Source organism: Acidovorax sp. FG60 (assembly GCF_057808995.1).
In genome coordinates this window covers 82288-106269 of sequence record NZ_JBMDJC010000006.1, presented here as the reverse complement: position 1 = coordinate 106269, position 23982 = coordinate 82288, and the positions used below count along the sequence as shown (strand labels likewise).

The window sequence follows — 23982 nt, the reverse complement described above, 5'->3', positions numbered from 1 at the left end:
GGCAAGCCGTGATCAGCTGGCCGATGGCGTGCTGGTGGCTGCTTCGGCAGCGGCACGTGTCGCGGTCTTCTTTGCAGCCGCCTTCTTGGCGGGGGCCTTGGTAGCGGGCTTGGCGGCTGCCTTTGCAGGAGCCGCCTTCTTTGCCGCTGCCTTCTTGGCGGGAGCCTTGGCTGCGGGTTTGGCGGCTGCCTTGGCAGCAGCTTTGGCGGGTGCGGCCTTGCTGCCCTTGGCCAGGGCGTCCACACGGGCGCTCAGGGCTTCCAGGTCGCGGGCCGAGGGCACGCCCAGCTTGGCGAGGGCCTTGGCCACGCGGTCTTCGAAGATGTTTTCGAGCTTGTCCCACTGGCCCTGGGCCTTGGAGCCGATGTCGCTGGCCATGGTGGTCACGCGGCTGGTGGCTTCGGTGATCTTTTCTTCGGCCACGGCCTGGGTCTTGCGCTGGATGGTCAAGCCTTCCTTGACCAGGGCTTCAAACACCTTGCCGCCTTCTTCCTGTGCCTTGGAGAAGGCACCCAGGCCTGCCAGCCAGATCTGCTGGGCGGAGTCCTTGACGGTGCTGGACAGTTGGGCGTTGCTCTTTTTCTTGTCAGCGCTGAGTTTCTGCAGTTTCTTGACCATGGGGCCTCCGTTGTGCGGTTGGTTGGGTTTGCCGGGGCGGGTTGCCTTCGACGCATGGCCGCACTGTACGCCGCACGGCGCGACAGGTGTAGGCGCGCGCTCCTAAAAATGTAGAGCGTGCCATCTAGCGGGGGCGTTCGCTGGCCGCCTAGCATCGGCGCGGGTTTCTGCTGAATCGGTGCGCGCAGGCCTTGGGCAAGAATGAAGCTATCTCAGAGGAGTTATCCATGCAGTATTTCGTGACGGGGGCAACGGGGTTCATTGGCAAGCGGCTGGTCAAGAAGCTGCTGGAGCGCAAGGGGGCGGTGGTGCATTTCCTGATCCGCAAGGAAAGTGCGGACAAGGTGGCCGACCTGCGCAGCTTCTGGGGTGTCGGGCCCACGCGTGCGATCCCTGTGTTTGGCGATCTCACCGCGAAGAAGCTGGGCGTGGCGGCGGAAGACGTCAAGAAGCTCAAGGGCCAGATCGACCACTTCTACCACCTCGCTGCCGTCTACGACCTGGGTGCGGACGAGGAAACCCAGGTGGCCGTGAACATCGAGGGAACGCGCAACACGGTGGACCTGGCCAAGGCGATTGATGCCGGGCATTTCCACCATGTCTCCTCCATCGCGGCTGCCGGGCTGTACGAAGGCGTGTTCCGCGAAGACATGTTCGAGGAAGCCGAGGGCCTGGACCACCCGTACTTCCAGACCAAACACGAGAGCGAAAAGATCGTGCGCCAGGACTGCAAGGTGCCCTGGACGGTGTACCGCCCGGCCATGGTGGTGGGCGACAGCCAGACCGGCGAGATGGACAAGATCGACGGCCCCTACTACTTCTTCAAGCTCATCCAGCGCCTGCGCCAGTTGCTGCCGCCCTGGATGCCCACCGTTGGCTTGGAAGGGGGGCGCGTGAACATCGTGCCGGTGGACTTCGTGGTCAATGCCCTCAACGTCATCAGCCACCAGAAGGACATCACCAAGAAGTGCTACCACCTGGTGGACCCAGTGGGCTACCGCGTGGGCGATGTGCTCGACATCTTCAGCCGCGCAGCCCATGCGCCGCGCATGAACCTGTTCGTCAACGCCGCGCTGCTGGGCTTCATTCCCAAGAGCGTGAAGAAGAGCCTGATGGCACTGGCGCCCGTGCGCCGGGTGCGCAACGCGGTGATGAAGGACCTGGGCCTGCCCGAGGACATGCTCACCTTCGTGAACTACCCCACGCGCTTTGATTGCCGCGAAACGTTGGCCGCGCTCAAGGGCTCCGGCGTCACCTGCCCCAATCTGAAGGACTACGCCTGGCGGCTGTGGGACTACTGGGAGCGCAACCTGGACCCCGAGCTGTTCATTGACCGCACGCTCAAGGGCACGGTGGCTGGCAAGGTGGTGCTGATCACCGGCGGATCGTCCGGCATTGGGCTGGCGGCAGCGCACAAGTTTGCTGAGGCGGGTGCGACCACCATCATCTGCGGGCGTGACCAGGACAAGCTCGACGAGGCGTGCTCGGAGGCCAAGGCCAAGGGCTACCAATTCATCGCTTACTCGGCGGACATTGCCGACATGACCGACTGCGACCGTTTTGTGCAGTTGCTCATCGACAACCACGGCGGTGTGGACTTCCTCATCAACAACGCGGGCCGCTCCATCCGCCGCGCCATCGAGTCGAGCTACGACCGCTTCCACGACTACGAGCGCACCATGCAGCTCAACTATTTCGGCTGCCTGCGCGTGACCATGGGCTTTCTGCCCGGCATGGTGGCTAAGCGCAAGGGCCATGTGGTCAACATCAGCTCCATCGGCGTGCTGACCAATGCGCCCCGCTTTTCGGCCTATGTGGCCAGCAAGGCGGCACTGGACGCGTGGACGCGCTGTGCCTCCAGCGAGTTTGCCGACCAGGGCATCACCTTCACCACCATCAACATGCCCCTGGTGCGCACGCCCATGATTGCGCCCACCAAGATCTACAACAACGTGCCCACGCTGAGCCCCGAGGAGGCGGCGGACATGATCGCCCAGGCCTGCATCTTCAAGCCGGTGCGCATCGCCACGCGGCTGGGCATCACCGGCCAGCTGCTGCACGCGCTGGTGCCACGCGTGGCGCAGATCACCATGAACACGAGCTTTCGCATGTTCCCAGACTCCACCGCCGCCAAGGGCAGCAAGGACGCCAAGCCGCAGCTGTCGGCCGAGGCCGTGGCGCTGCAGCAGATGATGCGAGGCATCCACTTCTGATGACCCGCCGGCCCGGGCAGAAATACCCGCGTTGAACTCTGTTACCCGGGGGCCGGGCGGGGTGGGATAATCGTGGGTTCTGCCGAGCAGGCATTTCACACGGCCCTCCCTATGATTCTGGTTACTGGCGGCGCGGGTTTCATCGGCGCCAACTTCGTTCTTGACTGGCTTGCTGCCTCCAGCGAGCCCGTGGTCAACCTCGACAAGCTCACCTACGCGGGCAACCTGCACAACCTGGACAGCGTGCAGGGTGACGCGCGCCACATCTTTGTGCAGGGCGACATCGGCGATACCGCCCTGGTGGCCCGCCTGCTGGCCGAGCACAAGCCCCGCGCCGTGGTCAACTTCGCGGCTGAATCGCATGTGGATCGCTCCATCCATGGCCCCGAGGATTTCATCCAGACCAACATCGTGGGCTCGTTCCGCCTGCTGGAGGCCGTGCGTGCCTACTGGAGCGCGCTGCCCGAGGGCGAACGTGCCGCCTTCCGCTTCCTGCATGTGTCCACCGACGAGGTCTACGGATCGCTGGCCCCCACCGACCCGGCCTTCGCCGAGACGCGTGGCTTTGAGCCCAACAGCCCTTACAGCGCCAGCAAGGCCGCCAGCGACCACCTGGTGCGCGCTTGGCACCACACCTACGGCCTGCCGGTGCTCACCACCAACTGCAGCAACAACTACGGGCCCTACCACTTCCCCGAAAAGCTAATCCCGCTGATGATCGTCAACGCTCTGGCTGGCAAGAACCTGCCCGTGTATGGCGATGGCATGCAGGTGCGCGACTGGCTGTACGTCAAGGACCACTGCAGCGCCATCCGCCGCGTGCTGGAGGCTGGCGCGCCCGGTGAGACCTACAACGTGGGTGGCTGGAACGAGAAGCCCAACATCGAGATCGTGAACATGGTCTGCAGCCTGCTCGACGAGCTGCGCCCCCGTGCTGACGGCCAAAGCTACCGCACCCAGATCACCTATGTGAAAGACCGTCCAGGCCACGACCGTCGCTACGCCATCGACGCCCGCAAGATCGAGCGCGAACTGGGCTGGAAGCCCGCCGAGACCTTCGACACCGGCATCCGCAAGACCGTGCAGTGGTACCTGGACCATGCGGACTGGGTGGCCAGCGTGCAGACCGGCGCCTACCGCGACTGGGTGCAGACCCAGTATGCGCAGGAGGCCTCCGCTGCGGCTGTGACGGGCGCCACTGCATGAACATCCTGCTGTTTGGCAAGGGTGGCCAGGTCGGCTGGGAGCTGCAGCGCAGCCTGTCGGTGCTGGGCTCCGTCACGGCGTTGGACTTCGATAGCACCGAGCACTGCGGTGACTTTTCCAACCCCGCCGGCGTGGCTGATACGGTGCGCGCCCTGCGCCCCGATGTCATCGTCAATGCCGCCGCCCACACGGCCGTGGACAAAGCTGAGAGCGAAGCCGAGTTTGCCCGCACCCTCAATGCCACCACGCCCGGAGCCCTTGCGCAGGAGGCCGCGAAGCTGGGTGCTTGGCTCGTGCACTACAGCACGGACTATGTTTTCGATGGCAGCGGCAGCCGCCCCTGGGTGGAGACCGATACACCCGCCCCGCTGAGCGTTTACGGCCGCACCAAACTCGAAGGCGAGCAGCTCATTGCAGAGGCGGGCGCCAAACACCTGATCCTGCGCACCAGCTGGGTCTACGCAGCACGCGGCGGCAACTTCGCCAAGACCATGCTGCGGCTGGCGCAAGAGCGTGAGCGGCTGACGGTGATTGATGACCAATGGGGTGCGCCCACCGGTGCCGACCTGCTGGCCGATGTGACCGCCCATGCGCTGCGCCACCTGCAGCAGCGCCCGCAGGATGCAGGCCTGTACCACTGCGTGGCTGCGGGTGAGACCAACTGGAATCAGTATGCAAAATACGTGCTGGCGCAAGCCCAGAAAGCGCAAATAGCTACAAAAATAATAGCAAAAGAGGTCGTGCCTGTGCCCACAAGCGCATTTCCCACACCGGCCGTGCGCCCCCACAACTCGCGCCTGAGCACCCACAAGCTGCAGTCCACCTTCGGTTTGCAGATGCCCCATTGGCAACAGGGCGTGGCGCGCATGCTCACGGAAATTCTCTGAACGGACCCCAGACCATGACGCAACGCAAAGGCATCATCCTCGCAGGAGGCTCCGGCACCCGGCTGCACCCGGCCACGCTGGCCATCAGCAAACAACTGCTGCCCGTTTACGACAAGCCCATGATCTATTACCCGCTCAGCACGCTGATGCTGGCGGGCATCCGGGATATTCTGGTTATCAGCACCCCGCAGGACACGCCGCGTTTTGCCCAACTGCTGGGGGATGGAAGCCAATGGGGCTTGAACCTGCAATACGCGGTGCAGCCCAGCCCGGACGGCCTGGCGCAGGCGTTTGTGATCGGGGAGTCTTTTCTGGATGGGGCTCCGAGCGCCCTGGTGCTGGGAGACAACATCTTCTACGGGCACGATTTCCATGAACTGCTGGGCAACGCCCAACAGCGCTCTGCGGGTGCTAGCGTGTTTGCCTACCATGTGCACGACCCGGAGCGCTACGGTGTGGCCGAGTTCGATGCCCAGGGCAAGGTGTTGTCGTTGGAGGAAAAACCTGCTCAGCCCAAGAGCAGCTATGCCGTCACAGGCCTCTACTTCTACGACAACCAGGTTGCGCAGATGGCCAGGAGCTTGAAGCCATCGCCACGCGGCGAACTGGAAATCACCGACCTGAACCGGCTGTACCTGGAGCAGGGGCAGCTCAATGTCGAGATCATGGGCCGCGGCTATGCCTGGCTGGATACTGGCACCCATGAAAGCCTGCTGGAGGCCAGTCAGTTCATTGCGACGCTGGAGCATCGCCAGGGCCTCAAGATTGCCTGCCCCGAGGAAATTGCCTGGCGCGCCGGCTGGATCGACAGTGCCCAGTTGCAGCGCCTGGCACAACCTCTTGCCAAGAACGGCTACGGCCAGTACCTCCAGCGTTTGCTGAACGACAAAGTCTATTGATCCCCCATGCACTCCATCCGGCAATCCATCCCAGACGTTGTCCTCCTTGAGCCCAAGGTGTTCGGCGATAGCCGTGGTTTTTTCTACGAAAGCTTCAACCAGCAGGCCTTCCGGGAGGCCACGGGTGTCCAGTGCGATTTTGTGCAGGACAACCACAGCCGCAGCAGCCAGGGTGTGTTGCGGGGCCTGCACTACCAGTTGCCCCCCAGGGCGCAGGGCAAGCTCGTGCGCGTGGTGCGTGGCGCTGTGTTTGATGTGGCAGTGGATATTCGCAAGGGGTCACCCACCTTTGGCCAGTGGGTGGGGGCCCTGTTGACCGAGGACAACCACCGGCAGCTTTGGGTGCCGCCGGGGCTTGCTCACGGTTTTCTGGTGTTGTCCGAATCGGCTGACTTCCTTTACAAGACCACCGACTACTACAGCCCGGAGCATGAGCGCTGCATTCGCTGGGACGATCCAGAGCTTGCCATCGCCTGGCCAGCGGTGGAGGCCGCCATTCAGCTTTCGGCGAAGGATCAGGCGGGGCGCTGGTTCGCTGAGGCAGACCTTTGACGACGGCGCAGGGGCGTGCAACGGGTGGATCTCCGGACCGCCCTGCCAAGCTGCGGATCGCCCTGTTGGGAGCCAGGGGCATCCCCGCGAGCTATGGGGGGTTCGAAACCTTTGCCGAACAACTCTCGATACGCCTGGTGGAGCGTGGCCACGAGGTCACTGTGTATGCAGAGACCAGCGAGTCGTCCGTCGAAGACACCTTCTACCAAGGTGTTCGCGTACGCCACAAACGTCGGCCCCGGTGGGGAGCTGCATCGGTCCTGGCCTACGACTGTGCCTGCCTGTGGGACGCCCGGCGGGGGTACGACCTGGTCTACATGCTGGGGTATGGCGCTGCGTGGGCCTGCTGGTGGCCCCGGGTTTTTGGGGTTCCGGTCTGGATCAATGTGGACGGACTGGAGTGGGCCCGCAGCAAATGGGGGAGGGTTGCACGCATCTACCTGCGCTGTATGGAGTGGGTGGCCAGCCGGGTGGCCACGCGCCTCATCGCCGATGCCGAGGCCATTGCACAGCGGTTCCGCGAGACTTATCCCAAGGGGGCTCCGTCGAGCTTCATAGCCTACGGCGCCGAACTGGTGCAGGACCGGGACGTGGACCCTTCCGTGCTTTCTGCCTGGGGGCTGAAGCCCCGCCGCTACATGCTGGTCGTGGCGCGCCCGGAGCCGGAAAACCATATCCTTGAAATCGTTCAAGGCTATAGGATGCACGGCGGTGACTGGCCGTTGGTCATCGTAGGGGATGTGTCCGGTGCCACGGCCTACCAGCAACTGCTGAGGCAACATGCCAGCGACCGCGTGCGTTTCGTGGGGGGCATCTACGACACCGGGCAGCTCGTAAGCTTGCGTCTACATGCGGCCTGTTACCTGCACGGGCACTCGGTGGGGGGGACGAACCCTTCGCTGCTCGAGGCACTGGCCTGCGGAAACTGGGTCATTGCGCATGACAACCCGTTCAACCGCGAAGTGGCACGCGATGCGGCTGACTACTTTGCCACCCCCGAGCAACTCGCTCGCAGCCTGGACCTCTTGGTTGACCAGTCGGACGCCATGCTGCCGCAGCGAAGCCAGCGCGCCCGCGATATCGTGGCGGAGCACTACACCTGGGAGGGCATCGCAGATGCCTACGAGGCGCTGATGCTTTCAGAATGCCGGCCCCGCAGCGCTGCAACAACCAGCACGGGGACCGTGTGACTGAGCCGACTCACGGATTGGCCTCACGCGGAGGGGCGGGCGGGGCTGCCCCGTCGCAGTCACCGCTGGTGGATGTGCTGCTGGCCACGTACAACGGGGCGAAGTATCTCCGTGCGCAGCTCGATTCGCTGTTGGCCCAGACCCACCAGAATTTCCGCCTCCTCGTCAGCGATGACGGGTCTTCGGATGACACGCTTGCCATCCTGGAAAGCTACCGGGTGCATTTTGGCGAGCGTTTGGTACTTGTGCCCAACCCTCATCATGGGCACGGGCTGGTCCGAAACTTTGAGAATCTCATGGTGGCCAGCCTGCGTGATGGTGTGGCTGCTTGGGTTGCTTTCTCGGACCAGGACGATGTCTGGCTCCCTCCGAAAATCGAGCTGTGTCTCCAAGAAATGGTGCGAATGGAGCAAGAGGGTGGTGCGGAAATGCCTTGTCTGGTGCACTCCGACCTGACGGTGGTGGATGAGCACTTGGGCGTGATTTCGGAGTCCTTCGCCACATACCAACGTATGGACCCTCTGCAGTGCTCGCCACTTTCGCTGCTCAGCGTGAACCAGGTGACGGGATGCACGATGATGGTGAACCGCACCCTGTTGCGAATGGCCTTGCCCCTCCCGCAGGACACCATCATGCACGACTGGTGGTGTGGCCTGGTGAGTGGAAGCGGCCATAGGCGTTTTGTGCCAACCCCGCTGATCCTGTATCGCCAGCATGGCGCCAACCAGGTAGGCGCCAAGGATCGTAGCCTGAAGACGCGTTTGCTCCGGCTGTTGACGAATGGCCAGGGGATCGTCCGGCGTGTCCGGGTGCTGGGTGGGGCTACCTATCTGCAGGCGCAGGCGCTGCAGCTGCGATTGCGCGCCTTGGGGCTGGATGAAGGCTACGTGTCAGAATACCTTGCGTGGAGGGATGGGCCTCTGAGGGCGAGAATTTTTGGGTATCGCGAATATTATGTGGGCCCTGAATTGGATCGATTAAGCCGCTGTTTGCTGTGGTTCAAGTGATTCACTCCGCCCGAGTGAGACAAGTCGGGCCCGGGTATTGGGTGGTTGGAAGAATGTTCAAAGGCGTTGGTAATGAAGCTCTCGGCTGAAATTGGTGAAGTGGAAAGCGTCGATATCGCTGCGCCCAGGCTCGGTGAGATGCTCCTTGCGGACCAGAAGTTGTCGCGCAATGACCTGGAGAGGGCGCTAGAGGTCCAGCGTTCCATGGGCGGTCGCCTGGGGCGCCTGCTGATCAGTCTGGGGCTGGTGTCTGAGGTGGATGTCTACTCCGCACTGTCCCGGCAGGCCGGATTGCCTTTGGTGCGTCAGGACGCTTTCCCGAAGGAAAAGCCGGAAACTTCGCGGCTGAACACCAGCTTTTTGCTGGCCAACAACCTGCTTCCTTTGGGAAATGCAGAGGACGCTGAGTTAACGCCGGATTTCGCATCGGTGGATCCGAAGAGCGCGGCATTGCGCGATGCATTGCGCCTGGTCTTTGGGGATGTGCCCAGGGTCTTTTTTGGCCTGGAGTCTGAAATATCCAGTCAGCTCAATGCCTGGTACGTCCAGGAGTCGGAGCCGGAAGGAGAAGCCGTTGCGGACCAGTTTGAGGCTTCGGAATTCATCGAGCACCTGAGGGACATGGCCTCGGAGGCCCCCATCATCCAGCGCGTGAGCCATATCCTCTCCCAGGCCGTGGCGGCCCAGGCCTCCGACATTCACATCGAAACCTACGAAGAAAAATCGGTGGTCCGGATACGGGTGGACGGCGAGCTGTACCCCATTGACGAGATTGATAACAAGGATGCCCCCGCTGTGGTGTCCCGCATCAAGATCCTTTCGCAGCTGGACATTGCGGAACGCCGGATGCCGCAGGACGGGCGCACCAAGCTGCGCGTGCATGGCAAGGAAATGGACTCTCGCGTGTCCACCATTCCCACCATGTTTGGCGAATCGGTCGTCATGCGCTTGCTGGAAAAGAACTTCGACCTGCTCTCGTTGGAGAGCCTGCACTTCACGCCACCCACTTTGAAAACCATGCGTCAGCTGCTCAGCGTGCCACATGGGATCTTTCTGGTGACAGGTCCCACAGGCTCCGGGAAGTCCACCACGCTGTATGCCTCCATGCAGGAACTGGAGGGCGAGAACCTCAAGATTCTGACGGTGGAAGATCCGGTGGAGTACCGGCTGCAATGGCTCAACCAGGTGCAGGTCCAGCCCCAGATCGGGCTGACCTTTGCGAAGGTGTTGCGATCCTTTCTCCGTCAGGATCCTGATGTGATCATGATCGGGGAAATGCGCGATGGCGAAACCGCAGAAATTGCGGTGCAGGCGGCATTGACGGGCCACTTGGTCATGTCCACCCTGCACACCAACAGCGCGCTCGGGGCCATCGTGCGGCTCATCAACATGGGTGTGGAGCCCTATCTGATCACGGCGTCCGTCATTGGCGTGCTGGCGCAGCGCCTGGTGCGCAAGCTGTGTGAGGAATGCAAAGCGCCGTTGCTGCCGGACCAGGCGCAGGCGGCCGCAGCCTCCCTGGGCATGGCCATGGAGGAGGGCCAGGTCATCTATCGGTCCGTCGGTTGTTCTGCATGCCGGGGGACCGGCTACCGAGGGCGGTTGGCTGTTCATGAATTGCTGGTAATGTCAGAAGACGTAAAAAAAGTGGTGCTCGAAAGAGGTTCTTCGTTGGGGGGCGGAGATGGCGCCTATGCCGGGGGGAACTTGTTGCAGGATGGCGCCACCAAGGTCTTCAAAGGTCTGACGACTGCGGAAGAAGTCCTGCGCGTTGCGCGTCAAAATGATTGAATTTCAATACGATGGAATCACGTCCGATGGCAAGGCCTGCCAGGGGACGATCCGCGCGCTGAACGTGGAGACCGCGCGACTGCGACTCATTGGGCAGGGCGTGACGCCGGTTCGTATTGCAGACGAGTCGGCAGCAGTTGCCCAAGATGAGCCGCAAAGCCGGGGGGGCAAGCTCAAACGTGGCGAGATCCTCTTGTTCAGCCGCGAGATGGCCCACCTCAAGCAGGCCAACATGCCGCTGGACAAGGCGCTGGTCATGCTCAAGGAGACGGCCAACACGGAGCGGCTGAAAGCCTTCATTGCCAAGGTCGAGGAAGGGGTGCGTGGCGGTAAGTCTCTGTACCAGTCGCTGCTGCCGTTTGAGCGGGATCTTGGGCGCCAATATCTGGTTCTGATTCGGGCGGGGGAAACTTCTGGTTCGCTGCATGTGGTTCTGAAAGAACTCACAGTGCAACTGGAGGCAGAAGACAAGCTTCGCAACTACGTCATTTCCTCCATGACGTACCCCGTCATCTTGCTGATTGTTGCGGTGCTGTCCGTCGTGATGCTCCTGGCATTTGTGGTTCCCCAGTTTCGGGAAATTTTTGATTCCATGGGCGACAAACTGCCTTACTCCACGCGCTTGGTGGTCGATCTCAGTGATCTGATCCGCTCGCACTGGATGGCAATCCTGTTAGGCTTGACGGTGGTCTTGTTCCTGGGCTCCCGCTGGGGCGCGACGCCTGCGGGGCGGTTGCGCGTTGACAGTGTGCTGTTGGACCTCCCCCTGTTCGGCAAGGTGTTGCGGAATCTGCAGTTTGCTATTTATTTCCGCACCTTCGGCATCTTGCTGCAGCGGGGTGTACCCATGGTGGATGCGTTGCGCATTGCTGTGGACACACTGACCAATACCGCATTGCGCAAGGATATTGAACCTCTGGTGGGCATTGTAAAAACAGGCAAACGACTTTCCACAGGGTTTGTCTCTCCTTACTTCGGGAAATCCAGCACCCCGCAGCTTATTCGGGTTGCTGAGGAAACAGGGCAGCTTGATATTACTCTGCTGGGTTTGGCAGATCGTTACGAGGATGAAGGTCGGCGTACCATGGGGCGTGTTTTGGCAGCCATGGAGCCCTTGATTATTATTGTTTTGGGGGCCTTGGTTGCCTTCATTATTATTGCGATTCTGGGTGGCGTTTTGTCGATCAACGACACAATTTGATTCTGGATTATTTGAGAGATTTTGAAATGAATGTAGTGAATTTTGAACACAAAGCAATGGCGCGAGCGCAGCGTTCCTCCGGGTTCACGCTGATTGAGTTGCTGGTGGTTCTGGTGATTCTGACGTTGCTTGCCGGGCTGGTGGGCCCGAAGGTGCTTGATCAACTCGGCGGTGCCAAGTCCAAGACGGCCCGCATTCAGATCTCGGAAATTGAGCAGAGTCTGGACCTTTTCAAGCTGGATGTCGGCCGTTATCCCAATGATGCGGAAGGGCTGCGTGCCCTGGCAGAGCGGCCTGCAACGGCCCAGGGATGGAATGGTCCCTACCTGAAGAAGGGCCTGCCTTCTGATCCTTGGGGTGCCGCCTATTTGTACAAAAACCCGGGACGCAATGGCGGGCCCGACGTGTTCTCTCTGGGGTCCGACGCCAAGCCGGGCGGTGACGGTGAGAACGCGGACGTTTTTAACTGACGCTCTGTTGCGCTTTCCACTCCCCAGTGCCGTCTGGTGACTTGTTTCGCATGAGCCGCCCTTTGTTGGCGTCAGACCTCCGCATCCGTGGCTTCACGTTGTTGGAGATGCTGGTCGTGCTGGTGCTGGCTGCCATTACTGTCTCCGTGGTAGGGGCGGGCGGGCAGGCGTACATGGAGCGGTCACGCTACAACCAGACGGTACGGGATGTTTCCAGCCAATTGAACAAAGCGCGTGCGCTCAGCGTCCAGGAAGGCCGTTCGGTGACCGTGACCTACCAGTCAGACATTCGCAGGCTGGTGGTTGACGGGCGCCTGGCCCTGGAGGTGCCTGCATCACTGGTGGTCCAGTGGGAAGCGATTGAACGCAATTCGCGGACTGGCAAAACTGCAACTGCCGTGGGAGAACCTATTTTTGTGTTCAATTCCGACGGCGGCGCACGTGGCGGGCGGCTTGCAGTGCTAAGAGGTGGGCAGGGCGTCAGCTTTCGCGTGAACTGGCTCCTTGGGACGGTGGAGCAATCCATGGTCGCGGCCCAGTCATGACCGTGACGTGCTGTCTGTTGCCCCTGATTGATCCTATTTTCAAGTCATTCAGGCGAGCGCCACGGAATCAACGGGGGTTCAGTTTGCTGGAGGCCTTGGTCGCCATGGCAATTGCTTCCATTGCGCTGGCAAGTCTTTACCGCAGCGTGGGGCAAGGCTCCAAAAATGTGGTGGATGTGGAGGCTCGGGTGGAGGCCTCTCTCGTGGCCAGGTCGGCAGTGGCTGCTGGAACCTTTGCAGAGGATTTGATGCGACAGGATTCCGGGCGGGCAGGCGATTGGAATTGGCGGATTCAGGTGGCGCCCGAACCGGTCCAAATGATGGACGAGAGCGGTCGCCCGGTGGCCGGGCCACCTGTGCGTGCGGCAAGGGTGACCGTAGAGGTCAGTAAAGATGGAGTGACGGCTGTCACATGGACCACATGGAAGCCCTACAGGTCTGCACCATGACCCACTCTTTTCGAAAAACTTCCCATGGTTTTACCTTGTTGGAGTTGCTGGTCGCATTGGCCGTGACGTCCGCAGTGGTCGCTCTGATGTTTGCGGGCGTGGGAGTCATCGGGCGTTCGGAAGAGCGCAACCAGCGCGTCATTGAGCGCTCTGAACGCATGTTGGTGGTCAGCCAATGGCTTGGGCGCAAGTTTGACACCCTGCGCTTGTTGAGTCGGCGCGACGAAAACATCTTTGTGAATTTTTTTAGCGGAAATGCTGCGGGTGCGATCTGGGTGGCGCCATTGCCGGAGCGGGGGGATGCTGGGGGGCTCTATGTATTTCGCATGAGCCCCCTGCGCCATGCCGATGGGCGCGTCGATCTGTCGGTAGAAGCCGTTCCTTATGACGGAGCACTGATGGCGCTGGACTGGGGCAAGGCTTTGCGCGAAACACTTCTGTCGGATGTGCGAACGCTTCAGTGGCATTACCAGGACGGGCTGACGGGTCTGTGGACTCAGCAATGGGACTCTGCCAAAGCGCAGTACCCCGCACGTATCCGGGTGGAAATTGCCGATGCGCGCGGAGACTGGCCTCCTCTGGTGTTCCCTCTCGCGAGGGCAAGGTGATGAAGCGGTCGAAACACGGCAGCCGGGGCGCAGCGCTGATTCTGGTGCTGTGGCTGGTTGCGTCCTTGTCATTGGTGGTGATGGCGAGTTCACGGGGGATTCGCCAGCAAACGCAGCGCGCAGGGCTGGATTTGGAACGCTTGCGCGCTGAGTCCGTGCTGGACGCCGCGATCCAACTGACTGCGCAGCGAATGATGACCGAAAAGACCGCAGACAGTTGGTACCGCATTCAACGTTTGCCAATGGGGTCGAATGACATCTGGGTGGAGATCACGCCCTCTGGAGGGCTGGTAGACGTTAATGTCGCCAGCGAAGCTTTGCTGCAGGCGCTCTTTCAAAGAGCTGGAGGGCTCTCCTCGGGGGAGGCTGCCATCTTGACCTCACGTGTGCGGGACTTCATCGACCCTGACGACACGCCAGGTGGGGTGGGCGGGGCTGAGGCTGCCCAATACCGCGCTGCTGGCTGGCCCTCCCTGCCTCGAAATGGCGCGCTGGATGACCTTTCGGAACTGAGATCAGTCCTGGGAATGACGTCTGAGCTCTATGAGATAATCGCGCCCCACTTGGGTATCAATGGGCAGCAACGCATCGAAATCGATTCAGCCCCTCCCGCCCTGATCGACGTCCTCACGGGACAGCCAGGTTTGGGGGCGCGCATTCACAACTCCCCACCGGAAACGCGGGCTGGCGTGCTTTTGACAGGAGCTGCAGCCGAATTTTTCTCGCCTGCCCGCGCTGGAGGCGGTCTGACAGTGCGCCTCAATGCTTTTGTGCGGGCTGAAGGTGATCGCTGGTGGCAGCGTGAGGCATGGATCGATCTCAGCGAGCGTCCCGGTGGTCTGACGCCCTGGACAACGCTCTCTTTGGAGCCGACACGCCGCTTAAACAAGTCGGAACAGGAATTCAAGCCATGACAGGTTGGGGGCAGCTATCTCTTCGTGCGCAAAAAACACTGGACCGAATGGCATGGGGTTTCGGTGATCTCAAGCGCGTTCTCATGGAGCATGGCGCCTGGCCTGCAGTCGCGAGTGCAGCCATTGCGTCCGACGGAGGGCGTTGGACCATCACTGGAACCCGTGCCCGCAAGCGCGCCAACAACCGAAAGGCTTCCAGCCTGCTGGTACCGGAGTCCGGCTGTCTTTGGGGCACCGTGCAGTTGCCGGATATGCCGCGGCGCTCGTTGGCAGGCGGCGTCGAAGAAGCCCTGTGGCGGGTCTCTCCCATGCCGCCGGAACAGATTGTGGCGGCATGGTGGGCAGAACCTCAAGCCCAAGGTGGTTGGATGGTGGAGTGGGGCATGTGCCGACGCAACACCCTGGCCGAGCAATTGACGCAGCACGGGTTTGCCGAAAATGCCCCTGTGTATCTGATGCGCCAGGGACGCGCGCTTCCCGTCCGTACAGCGGCGTGGCAAAAGCAGTACAACCGCCAGCGTTGGATGGATTGGTTGGGGGTGGGGCTGGTGCTTGTCCTGCTCGCCGCACTGTCATTGCCGGCACTCATGCCTCTGGTCTTGAAGCGCCAGGCGGTGGTCCGCGCTGTGGAGCACGTCAACATGCTGGAGCCCAAGGCGGCTCCCTTGCGCCAGAAGATGGATGAACTGCGCCGCCAGGCAGACTTGGCGGAAGAGCTTCGCAAGAACATCAGTACGGACCTGCCTCTCGCCAGTGTCGTGGATGCGCTTTCCGCCGCTATTCCTGCCGACACCTGGCTGGATCGCATCGAAGTCAACGGTAGCGAAATCCGGATCACGGGCTTGACGGCTAACGCTACCGAACTTATTGGGCATCTAGGGCGCCAGCCTGGCTTGGTGGATGTGCGCGCCACCGGGGCAAGTGTGCGCGACGGCACGCTGAATAAAGAGCGCTTCACGTTTGAAATGCGCTGGCGGGGCGAGGGAGCAAAACCATGAAAATGAATGTATGGCGCCGTCATTCGGTGGTTTTGCTGCTGGTGCTGTTTGTTGGCGCCTTGGCTTGTGCCGCTCTGATTTACAGCACTCTCTGGGCGCGTTACAACAACGCCCTGCAACAACTGGAGCCCCGCAGCGAACGCCTGGAAGGGGTGGTGAACGCCGGCGCTGAAATCGAAACCCTGCTCAGCGCTGCAAGCAGTACAGTGGCCCCGCTGGTGCACCCTGCTGGCGAAACTTCTCAAAACGATATCCAGCAGAAGCTTCGCCAGATGATCATGGCTTCTGGCGGCACGCTGGTTTCGTCCCAAGTCGCACTGGAACCTGGGGTGGATGGCAAGCTGGCGCGCATACGCTTGACGGCAACCGTGAATGGTGAATGGGTCAAGTTGGTGAGTTTTATGGAAAGTCTTCAGACGCACCGCCCTCCTTTCTGGGTGCGCACCGCCAACATCACGCGTGAGGGGGCAAGTTCTGGCGCGGGTCCGCAAAATGCACGCCTGTCTTTGCAGCTGGAGGCCCCCTTGGCACCAGAAAAGGCCAAGCCATGATCAAACCTTGGTACGTCGGCCCCGTCCTGGGTGCCGTAGCTGTGGCTGCGAGCGCTTACTGGTGGCATACCGAAAAAGAGCGCTGGAACCCGCCGCAAGCGCGCCGGCCCGATCTTCCAAAGGTTGAGCCCATGCCCCCTGTGATCAAGGTCCGGGCAAAGCAGGCAGTGGAGCGCCCCTTGTTGTGGGCATCGCGGCGCCCGGTGGCGGTGGAAGAAAAAAAGACCAGTTTGGTCACGGAGTTGCTGCAGGCGCGCCTCACTGCAGTATTTGAGTCTGGCAAGGAGCGTGTGGCCATCTTGCAGCGCCCCGATGGCAGCACCCTCAAGATCACCGGGGAAACCAAACCCTGGCGAGTTGAGTCCTTTGATGGCCGCAAGGCTCTCTTTGTGTCAGCTGATGACCAACGTGTAGAGCGCCCGCTGGAAGCGGGAAGTGCGGCGGCCGTGAAAGCCGGACCGATCGGTGACCGCCTGCGCAGGCCTGCAACAAATCAATAAGCCCTAGCGGCGTACCCCAATATTGGAGCTATCTCTATGAATATTCGGCCATCCATCCTCTTGCTCGCATTGCTGGCGGCAGGCTGTGCCAGCACGCAGGGAGGTCCTGCGGCGTCCGGAGTTGCGGACTCCAAGGTCGCAGTTGGCGGAGCACCGGGGCCATCGCAGCCTGTTGCAGCTGCGGCTGCGCCAGTGGCGCCAGGCCCTGCACCGGCAGCGTCAGCGCCCAAGGAGCAGGCGCAAAAGAATGCTTCTTCCAGCACCAAGCTTTATCCTGGCAACGACCAGTTTTTCAAGCGCGACAAGGCGCCTGCGATCGATCCCGTGCTTGCCAAGGGCGACAAGGTGGCACTCAATTTCGAGAATGTCACTGTCAGCAACTTGGCTACAGCGTTGCTAGGAGACCTGCTCAAGCTCAACTACACCATCGACGCTGGTGGCGAAACGGTGGTGAGTCTGCATACGCGCCAGCCGCTGCTGCGCAGTCAGGTTCTGGATGTGCTGGATGCGGTGTTGTTGCCCCACGACTTGGCCATCGTCCGTGACAACGCGGGGGTCTACCATGTGACCAAGCGTACCGTTACCGTGGGCGCGCGCCCGGTGGTGGGGGCGTCCAAATTCAAGGATCTGTCGGGTGCCGGGACGGTTATCGTTCCCTTGAACCACATTGCAGCGGCCGAGATGGCCAAGATTCTGGCGCCTATCGCACCCCGTGAGGCCATCGTCTACGTGGACTCCCTGCGCAACCTGCTGGTGCTGCAGGGCAGCAAGGCCCAGTTGGGTGGTTGGCTGGAAATGGTGGAAGCGTTCGACGTGGACTTTCTCTCTGGCATGTCGCTGGGTGTGTTCGTGTTGGAAAACGCCAACGTCAACGTGGTACGGGATGCCCTGCAGGCGATGCTAGGCTCCGACAAATCCTCCGATCCCTATGGGGGGGCTGGTGCCGCACCTGCGGGGGGGGCGCCTAGCACGTCGGGTGCTGCTGCAGGTGGTGCGGCCGCAACTGGTGGTGCCAGCGGTGCCGGCGCCCAGATGGCGACCCCTTTGGGTGGCTTGATTCGCGTCTTTCCCGTTGAGCGCCTGAATGCCCTGGTGGTGGTCACGCCGCGCAGTCATTTATTGGCCCAAGTGGAAACCTGGATCCGTCGCCTGGACCGTCCCACCGATACGCTGGAGGCCAGCCTGTTTGTGTATCCGGTGCAAAACGGGTCGGCATTGCAGCTGGCGGAAATGCTCAATGGCCTTTTTGGCGGGCAGTCCGGGCAAACCGGCTCGGGTGGTGTCGCGGCGGGCTCGGCGCCCACGCAGTTCTCACGGGGGGCGGGGGGCTCCGGTCTGGGTACGGGCAGCACTGGCAATACGGGCAGTTCCAGCGGCCTCTATGGCAATAGCAGCAGTTCCGGCACTGGCACTGGCAGTAGTCCTATGAACGCAGCGCTGGGTGCTGGCGGAAACAGAACTTCTTCGAACAACACATCCCTTACGTCAACGAGTCAACTGGATGGCAACGTGCGTGTGGTTGCGGACGAGAAGCGCAATGCACTCCTGATTCGCGCGCCGCGCACCGAATACCGCCGCATCGAGCAGGCATTGCGCGAGCTGGATAGGGCTCCAATGCAGGTGTTGATTGAGGCCAGCATCGTGGAGGTGAGCCTCACGGGCAACCTGGAATATGGCGTTGAGTGGTACTTGCAAAACGGTCTTAGCAGGGGGCGTCAAGGTGGGGCGCTTTTGGACCTCGACACTAGCGGGATAGGCCCCAAAGTGCCTGGTTTTTCGTACACCATCAGCAAGGCGGATGTGGTTCGCGCCACGCTGAACGCCGTTTCCACAAAATCGCAGGTGCGGTTGTTGTCCAGTCCATCGATCTTGGTTTTGAACAATCACACCGCCAACATTCAGGTCGGACAGCAACAACCCATTCTGACTTCAACGGCGGCCGCTACGGGCAGTAATTTCATTACTCAGTCCATTACATATAAAGACACAGGGGTGCTGCTCTCCGTAACGCCATCTGTCAATGCCGGGGGGTTGATCTCTATGGATATCTCTCAGCAAGTCACAGATGTGGGTGAGAGGGACGTTGTGACAAGTCAGAGGTCCTTTCAGACCCGGCAAATACAAACGCGTGTCGCAGTGCGTTCCGGCGAGTCCATCGTTCTGGGTGGGTTGATCCGTGAAAATGATACCAACAGCCGTGCCGGTTTGCCGGGGCTTGCAGACGTCCCATTGTTGGGAGCCTTGTTTTCAAATACGAAAAATGACCGCAACCGCACGGAGCTGCTAGTCCTAATGACGCCCCGAGCCTTGGAGGACGATGACCAATTGCGTTCGGCCAGTGCGGAGATGCGCGAACGCATGCGCTCCTTGTCTTTGCAGGCCCAACCCATGAGTTTCCGCCCCCCAGATGCCCAGTTGCAACCTTCGCGCTGACTGCGCCTGGCTGCTATGGCCCTAGCCAGCGTGGCGTATCCCATATATAGATAGTCAATCAGGAGATTCTTTACATGACAAAACCTGTTACCCGTCGTCATCTCGTCGCGACCTTGGCAGCGCCTGCGGTTTTGGCGGTGCTGGTGGGCTGTGCCGCCACAGGTGGCGCAGTGGTGTCGGCTGAAGATGACCAAGCAGCACTTCTAACGCGCGCAAAAGCGTATTGGGGGCTCATTCAGAAAAATGACCGTGTAGGCGCTTGGGCCTATGAGGAGCTGTCCAAAGACCCGAATGCAACGCTCGAGGCCTACCTCAAGCGTGGTGGCATTGCCTTTGACGCCGTAGAGGTCCGTGGCGTACGCAGCATTGAAGGCGACCGCGCACTGGTCAATGTGTGGATGCGCTACTCGTTGCCATTGCTGCGCGTGAAAAAGCAAGAGGCTGTCGCCGAAGACGAATGGCGCCGCATCGATGGCGTGTGGCACCATGTGCAGCGCCGTAGTGTCATGTTTCCAACAGCCCAGTGATACTTCGTTGTTTGAGTGCAACAAACGAGCATGCAGTGGGTTTCTCGTGGAAATAGGTTGAAAAAATCAAAGGTATCAGTATAAGATTGCATCAACCCAAACGGAGTACGGATGGGTTGCAGATCCCGCACAGGGTGGGAAAGCTTCCTTCAATTATCTAAGGACTGAGAAGATGAAAAAATTTGCAATGGCAGCCGTTGCAGCCGCTGCGCTGAGTGCTGGTGTGGCGCAGGCGTACACCGTGGGTACGTTCAGCAATGGTTTCGTGGTTCCTAACGTGATCCACAACGGCGACACCGATACCACCGCTGTGGGTATCATCAACCAAACCGGTAACGTTGTGCCTGTGTTCTGGACGTTCTTTGATGCGAACTCCAACCACGTGACCGACGGTTGCTTCCCTCTGACCAACAAGGACTACGAGCCCTTCATCTGGTCGCAACAATCCGGCACCGGCTTGGCTGGTACCCGCGGTTACCTGGTGTTCGCTGTGGGTGCTAACACTGCTTCCACCACCGCTGCTGGCGCTTGCAATGTGGCTAACGCCGCTGCTGGCATGGGCACGGGCGCTATTGGTGCCAATGCTTTCCAAGTGAACACCACTGCACAAGACGTGGCATTCGTTCCAGTCATCGACGGTCCTCTGACCCTGGCTACTGGCTCTGACCTGACGACCCTGGGTCCATTGAACCTGCTGTCTGTTGCTGGTGCACGTGCTGTGACGGCTGGTCCTTCGGCTACGCCTGCTTTCAGCATGCGCTATGCAGTTGACGCCGCTCTGAATGCTGGTCTGGAAACCCGCATTGTGGTGTGGTCGACTGGTGACCAACGCGGCACCCACACGGTCAACATGTACGACGCGGCTCAAAACCGTAAGTCGGTGAACTTCGCTCTGGCTGAAGCCGAACTGTCGTTCTTCAACCCAGAAACCATCCCTGGTCGTCCTGCCAACTTCACCGATGGTTTCATCGAGTGGGCTCCCGTGGCTGCTGAGCCAGCTGACTATCCAGGTACTTCTGGTCAGTCGCTGTTCTCCCTGGGCGGTTCCGTGTTCACGTACAGCCTGATCAGCGCACCTGCTTTCGGTGCTGTGCAATCGGTTCTCGGTTCGCACAACTAATATTTCTTAGTGCATGTGGCACTTCGGTGCTGCATGCAACAAAAGAAATAAAACTTGGCAATACCCTTTGGGGTGTTGCCAAAAAAAATGGCGCCAAACTGGCGCCATTTTTTTTGCTTGTGGAGTTTTCATGAAATTGTCTCGTTCTGTTCACTTTCGCTGGTTCGGTGTGGTGGCGTGCCTGGTGATGATTGCGGGTTGTCAGATGCAGCCAGTCGCAGGTGCTGGGGCTGCAGCATCCCCGGCCGTACAGGTGCCCCAAGGTGGGGGTGACCGTATCAAGATCGAAGCCCCCATGGTGTGGGGGGGGGAGGCGCGTTGTTCCACTGCCATGGGTTGCCGCCTCGTGCTGATTGAGCATGAGGAAGGGAAGGTGGCGTTGCACAAAATTGACGGCAGAGTCTCGCGTCTGTTGGATCGCCAAACGGTGGCGTATCACCCAGATTCTGCGATCTGGTTGTCAGACAGCTTGGTTGCAGCGGCGGTGGAGACCACAGGTAGTCTGGATATCTTCCGCATTGAGGGTGAGCGCATGGTGCGTGTCCACCAGGCGGTGGTGGGTTTTGCGCCGCGAGATGTGATTCTGGTCAACGCCTCGCAAGGGCAGTACAAATTCCTGGCGACGCCTTACAGCGGTAAGGAAGTGTCGTGGATCGACTGGCATGAGGACAATCGCCAGGCCGCTACGTCAAAAAAAACCCGCTGGTGCGAGGCTCCGTGGCATCCAGTGCGCGTGAGCAAACTTCCTGGCACACAAGGGGGGGGTATTGCGGTGGCGTGTTTGGATGATCGCAAGGTAGTGGTTGTGTCTGATGCGGATTTGCTGGCAACACCGCGTGTTCTCGCAAGCTTTGCTGCCATCGCACGCCAGGCCCGGCCGTCACCGTCAGGCCATTGGCTGTATGTGTCGTTAGAGACGGGTTCGCGCAACGCCCGCATCAACATGCAAAGCGGGGAACTCCAATGGATCCAGTCCCCTCTGACCGGCAGTGTTTCGGTAGCGCCGTTGTCCGACGATCTTGTGGTTTGGGGTGAAGATGCAAAGCTTTATCTGCAGCGTCTTGATGCCGACGCCAAGGTGCTTGAAACACGGTGGTTGAAGACCAGTGGGTTCTCTACCGGCTTGCAGCTGATTGACCTGGATGGTGATGGTGAACGTGATCTGGTAGTGCTCAACTCGGTGGATACCGTGGTGGATGTAATTTACGGCCCGCTGTGGGACCGTGCGGCTGAGCGCCTTTGAGTGTGTGTTCTTCTTAAATATTGCTATGAGTCATTTTTCGCAGAACTTGAATTGGCCCCGCGCTTTTGTTGCTGTTGCTCTGACAGTCGCAGTCTCTACGGCTGGGGCAGCGGAGGCGCTGGTGCGCTTTGCCAATGGTGAAACCATTACCAAGGCTGATTTGTCCGTGTATTTGGATCGTCGAGTGGATTTGCGCTCCACCAGCCGGAACGTCTGGGGTGTGCAAACCACCTTGCGGGAAATGGCCTTGGTCCGGGCATTAGCGCTGGAAGGTGCTGCAATGGGCCAGCCCCGAGAAGAGGGCAAGGAGGCGCAGCGTTTTGATGATGTTTATGCCCAGGCTGTGTATACCAAGCTCGCGCCAGCCTGCAAGCCTCCGGCGGACGAAACTGCCGCTCGCCAGTTCTTCCAGGATCATCCCCAGGCTTTCAGGGTGCCTCCCATGGCGCGGTTGAGTCGCGTGATTCTCCCGGCTTCTGAGTCCCTTGAGGGTGAGCCCGCAGCGGCATGGTTGATGAAGCAAGCCCAGGCAGTGGCCTCCGGTGCGAAATCGTTTGACGATTTGGCCAAGCAGGCGGAATCCGTGTACAAGCTTGATGCCCAGGGCGATCTGGGTTGGGTTACCCTTTTTGAAGAAGACGCTAGCGTCCTGCGTGTGCTGGCCACTACCAAGCAAGGTGAAATGGTAGGTCCGATTCGGGAGGGTGATTTTGCCTATCTCTTCAAAGTAGACGAAAAACGTGAAGGCCGCCAGCTGGCCTGGGGCGATGTGGCGGTTTCCGTGCCCACCCGCGCAGTCACTTACTGCCGCCAAGAGGGAAGCAAGAAAGTCCGGGAGGATCTTTTCAAGAAGTACGGGGTGGATTTGGATGGTGCGGCGATCAGGGCCTTGTTCTCGAAACAGTCTGCAGCAAATTAGCGGGCGTCCGGAGCCTTGGGGGTTGGCGGGCAGGGCTGATTACAAAGGGTGCACAGTACAATGGCAGGTTTTGCGGATCGCTAGGCCTGTCGCCCTGAATCGCTGTCAGGCGCAGGGCATATGACGCCGTATCCTGAGCGAGACCTTGCTGCACCTAGACAATGACTGAAATACGCGCCTCCGTGTTGATCCCCGTCAAGAACGGAGGGCCCTTGCTGGGTGAAGTGCTGGATGCTGTGCTCTCGCAGCAAGTACCTTGGCCATTCGAGGTTATCGTTGTGGATTCCGGTTCATCCGATAATTCTGTGGAATGTGCCCGGCAGCGTGGTGTTCGTGTAGAGACCATTCCTGCTGCAGAGTTCGGCCACGGCCGTACCCGCAATCTACTGGCTTCCATGGCAAGGGGGCAGTTTCTGGTATTTATCACGCAAGACGCGCGACCTGCGGGCCCCAAATGGCTGTACAACATGGTGCAGGGCTGCGATGCTGAGCCAGGCGTCGCGGGGGCTTTTGGTCCTCATCGAGCCCATCCCCAAGCGCGGCATATTACGCACTGCGAACTGAGTCAGCATTTTGCCGGCTTTGGTGACAAGCTATCTGTGGTTCGCCTTGAAGACCCCGCCCGGTTTGCCAGAGATCCTGGCTATCGCCAGTGGCTGCACTTTTTCTCCAGCAACAATTCATGCATTCGCCGCTCGGTGTGGGAGCAATTGCCTTTGCCAGAAGTGGCATTTGCAGAGGACCAGACATGGGCGCTGCGCGCCATTGAGGCGGGGCACGCGAAGGCCTTTGTGCCAGATGCGGTGGTCTACCATTCGCACGATTTCGGTGTGTGGGAGACGTTGCAGCGCAATTTTGACGAAGCACGCTCATTCCATCTCTACTTTGGCTATCGCATTCAGGACAGCTTGGCGCAGGCTTTGAAGTCTGGTCTGTACTTGGCTAAGCGGGATCTTGGCTGGTTGCGCAGCGGGGGGCTGCAGGGCTGGCGCCTTTGTAAAAATGCGATTTACATGGGCTTCATTGAAATGGCGAGGGTTTCGGGACAATACCTGGGCACGCACCATGACCGTTTGCCCGCTTGGCTGCTGCGCTCGGTGTCGCGCGATGAGCAATTGCAGCGTGCGGGAGCTGTCTGACC

At 60.4% G+C, this 23982-nt stretch carries 24 protein-coding genes; 23 read left to right on the top strand and 1 reads right to left on the bottom strand.

The annotated features are described in order from the left end of the window. Positions 1-12: 12 nt before the first annotated feature. Positions 13-618: a phasin family protein gene (locus tag ACODS0_RS10960; protein WP_488834879.1), complete on the bottom strand. Its 606-nt coding sequence runs from the start codon at positions 616-618 to the stop codon at positions 13-15. A gap of 227 nt (positions 619-845) precedes the next feature. Between ACODS0_RS10960 and ACODS0_RS10955 the strand changes: the two genes are divergently transcribed. From ACODS0_RS10955 to ACODS0_RS10845, 23 genes are all read left to right on the top strand, one after another. Beyond that, on the top strand, positions 846-2831 hold the full coding sequence (locus tag ACODS0_RS10955; protein ID WP_488834877.1) for an SDR family oxidoreductase: 1986 nt from the start codon (positions 846-848) through the stop codon (positions 2829-2831). A gap of 111 nt (positions 2832-2942) precedes the next feature. Then, entirely contained in the window at positions 2943-4037 is a 1095-nt protein-coding gene (gene rfbB / locus ACODS0_RS10950) for a dTDP-glucose 4,6-dehydratase (RefSeq protein WP_121422228.1), read from the top strand. Continuing rightward, a complete protein-coding gene (rfbD, locus tag ACODS0_RS10945; RefSeq protein WP_488834874.1) occupies positions 4034-4924 on the top strand; it encodes a dTDP-4-dehydrorhamnose reductase in 891 nt (296 codons plus the stop codon). The genes rfbB and rfbD overlap by 4 nt, the downstream gene beginning before the upstream one ends. A gap of 14 nt (positions 4925-4938) precedes the next feature. Continuing rightward, complete coding sequence (gene rfbA, locus ACODS0_RS10940) at positions 4939-5823, top strand: glucose-1-phosphate thymidylyltransferase RfbA (protein WP_055396830.1); 885 nt, start codon at positions 4939-4941, stop codon at positions 5821-5823. Positions 5824-5829: 6 nt separating this feature from the next. Continuing rightward, positions 5830-6375 carry a dTDP-4-dehydrorhamnose 3,5-epimerase gene (rfbC, locus tag ACODS0_RS10935; protein WP_121422230.1) on the top strand — a complete coding sequence of 182 codons (546 nt, stop codon included), beginning with the start codon at positions 5830-5832 and terminating at the stop codon, positions 6373-6375. Further along, entirely contained in the window at positions 6372-7565 is a 1194-nt protein-coding gene (locus ACODS0_RS10930) for a DUF1972 domain-containing protein (RefSeq protein WP_488834871.1), read from the top strand. The genes rfbC and ACODS0_RS10930 overlap by 4 nt, the downstream gene beginning before the upstream one ends. 68 nt (positions 7566-7633) lie before the next feature. Next, positions 7634-8572: a glycosyltransferase family 2 protein gene (locus tag ACODS0_RS10925; RefSeq protein ID WP_488834869.1), complete on the top strand. Its 939-nt coding sequence runs from the start codon at positions 7634-7636 to the stop codon at positions 8570-8572. Positions 8573-8644: 72 nt separating this feature from the next. Further along, positions 8645-10363 (top strand): GspE/PulE family protein, encoded by a 1719-nt coding sequence (locus ACODS0_RS10920; RefSeq protein WP_487256892.1) that lies wholly within the window; start codon positions 8645-8647, stop codon positions 10361-10363. Further along, the gene (locus tag ACODS0_RS10915) at positions 10356-11564 is read left to right on the top strand and encodes a type II secretion system F family protein (protein ID WP_121422233.1); all 1209 of its coding nucleotides are present in this window, start codon (positions 10356-10358) and stop codon (positions 11562-11564) included. Before ACODS0_RS10920 ends, ACODS0_RS10915 begins: the two co-directional genes overlap by 8 nt. Before the next feature lie 26 nt (positions 11565-11590). Next, positions 11591-12034: a type II secretion system major pseudopilin GspG gene (gene gspG, locus ACODS0_RS10910; protein WP_055396821.1), complete on the top strand. Its 444-nt coding sequence runs from the start codon at positions 11591-11593 to the stop codon at positions 12032-12034. 50 nt (positions 12035-12084) lie between these two features. After that, positions 12085-12579, top strand: a complete 495-nt coding sequence (locus ACODS0_RS10905; RefSeq protein WP_121422234.1) for a GspH/FimT family pseudopilin — start codon at positions 12085-12087, stop codon at positions 12577-12579. Further along, positions 12576-13028 carry a type IV pilus modification PilV family protein gene (locus ACODS0_RS10900; RefSeq protein WP_055396819.1) on the top strand — a complete coding sequence of 151 codons (453 nt, stop codon included), beginning with the start codon at positions 12576-12578 and terminating at the stop codon, positions 13026-13028. The genes ACODS0_RS10905 and ACODS0_RS10900 overlap by 4 nt, the downstream gene beginning before the upstream one ends. Then, on the top strand, positions 13025-13636 hold the full coding sequence (locus tag ACODS0_RS10895; RefSeq protein ID WP_121422235.1) for a prepilin-type N-terminal cleavage/methylation domain-containing protein: 612 nt from the start codon (positions 13025-13027) through the stop codon (positions 13634-13636). The genes ACODS0_RS10900 and ACODS0_RS10895 overlap by 4 nt, the downstream gene beginning before the upstream one ends. Beyond that, a complete protein-coding gene (locus ACODS0_RS10890; RefSeq protein WP_121422236.1) occupies positions 13636-14550 on the top strand; it encodes a type II secretion system minor pseudopilin in 915 nt (304 codons plus the stop codon). Before ACODS0_RS10895 ends, ACODS0_RS10890 begins: the two co-directional genes overlap by 1 nt. Further along, positions 14547-15548 (top strand): PilN domain-containing protein, encoded by a 1002-nt coding sequence (locus ACODS0_RS10885; protein ID WP_121422237.1) that lies wholly within the window; start codon positions 14547-14549, stop codon positions 15546-15548. The genes ACODS0_RS10890 and ACODS0_RS10885 overlap by 4 nt, the downstream gene beginning before the upstream one ends. Beyond that, entirely contained in the window at positions 15545-16099 is a 555-nt protein-coding gene (gspM, locus tag ACODS0_RS10880; protein WP_199727039.1) for a type II secretion system protein GspM, read from the top strand. The genes ACODS0_RS10885 and gspM overlap by 4 nt, the downstream gene beginning before the upstream one ends. Further along, positions 16096-16599: a hypothetical protein gene (locus ACODS0_RS10875; protein WP_228897412.1), complete on the top strand. Its 504-nt coding sequence runs from the start codon at positions 16096-16098 to the stop codon at positions 16597-16599. Before gspM ends, ACODS0_RS10875 begins: the two co-directional genes overlap by 4 nt. A gap of 36 nt (positions 16600-16635) precedes the next feature. Next, positions 16636-19032, top strand: a complete 2397-nt coding sequence (gspD, locus tag ACODS0_RS10870) for a type II secretion system secretin GspD (protein ID WP_487256894.1) — start codon at positions 16636-16638, stop codon at positions 19030-19032. A gap of 74 nt (positions 19033-19106) precedes the next feature. Beyond that, the gene (locus tag ACODS0_RS10865; RefSeq protein WP_121507609.1) at positions 19107-19559 is read left to right on the top strand and encodes a hypothetical protein; all 453 of its coding nucleotides are present in this window, start codon (positions 19107-19109) and stop codon (positions 19557-19559) included. Positions 19560-19731: 172 nt separating this feature from the next. Next, positions 19732-20679 carry a hypothetical protein gene (locus tag ACODS0_RS10860; RefSeq protein WP_121507608.1) on the top strand — a complete coding sequence of 316 codons (948 nt, stop codon included), beginning with the start codon at positions 19732-19734 and terminating at the stop codon, positions 20677-20679. A 130-nt stretch (positions 20680-20809) separates the two neighbouring features. Beyond that, positions 20810-21922 carry an FG-GAP repeat domain-containing protein gene (locus ACODS0_RS10855; RefSeq protein ID WP_488834861.1) on the top strand — a complete coding sequence of 371 codons (1113 nt, stop codon included), beginning with the start codon at positions 20810-20812 and terminating at the stop codon, positions 21920-21922. Positions 21923-21947: 25 nt separating this feature from the next. Continuing rightward, entirely contained in the window at positions 21948-22841 is an 894-nt protein-coding gene (locus ACODS0_RS10850) for a peptidylprolyl isomerase (protein WP_487256898.1), read from the top strand. A gap of 161 nt (positions 22842-23002) precedes the next feature. Next, positions 23003-23980: a glycosyltransferase family 2 protein gene (locus tag ACODS0_RS10845; RefSeq protein WP_487256899.1), complete on the top strand. Its 978-nt coding sequence runs from the start codon at positions 23003-23005 to the stop codon at positions 23978-23980. Positions 23981-23982: the final 2 nt, after the last annotated feature.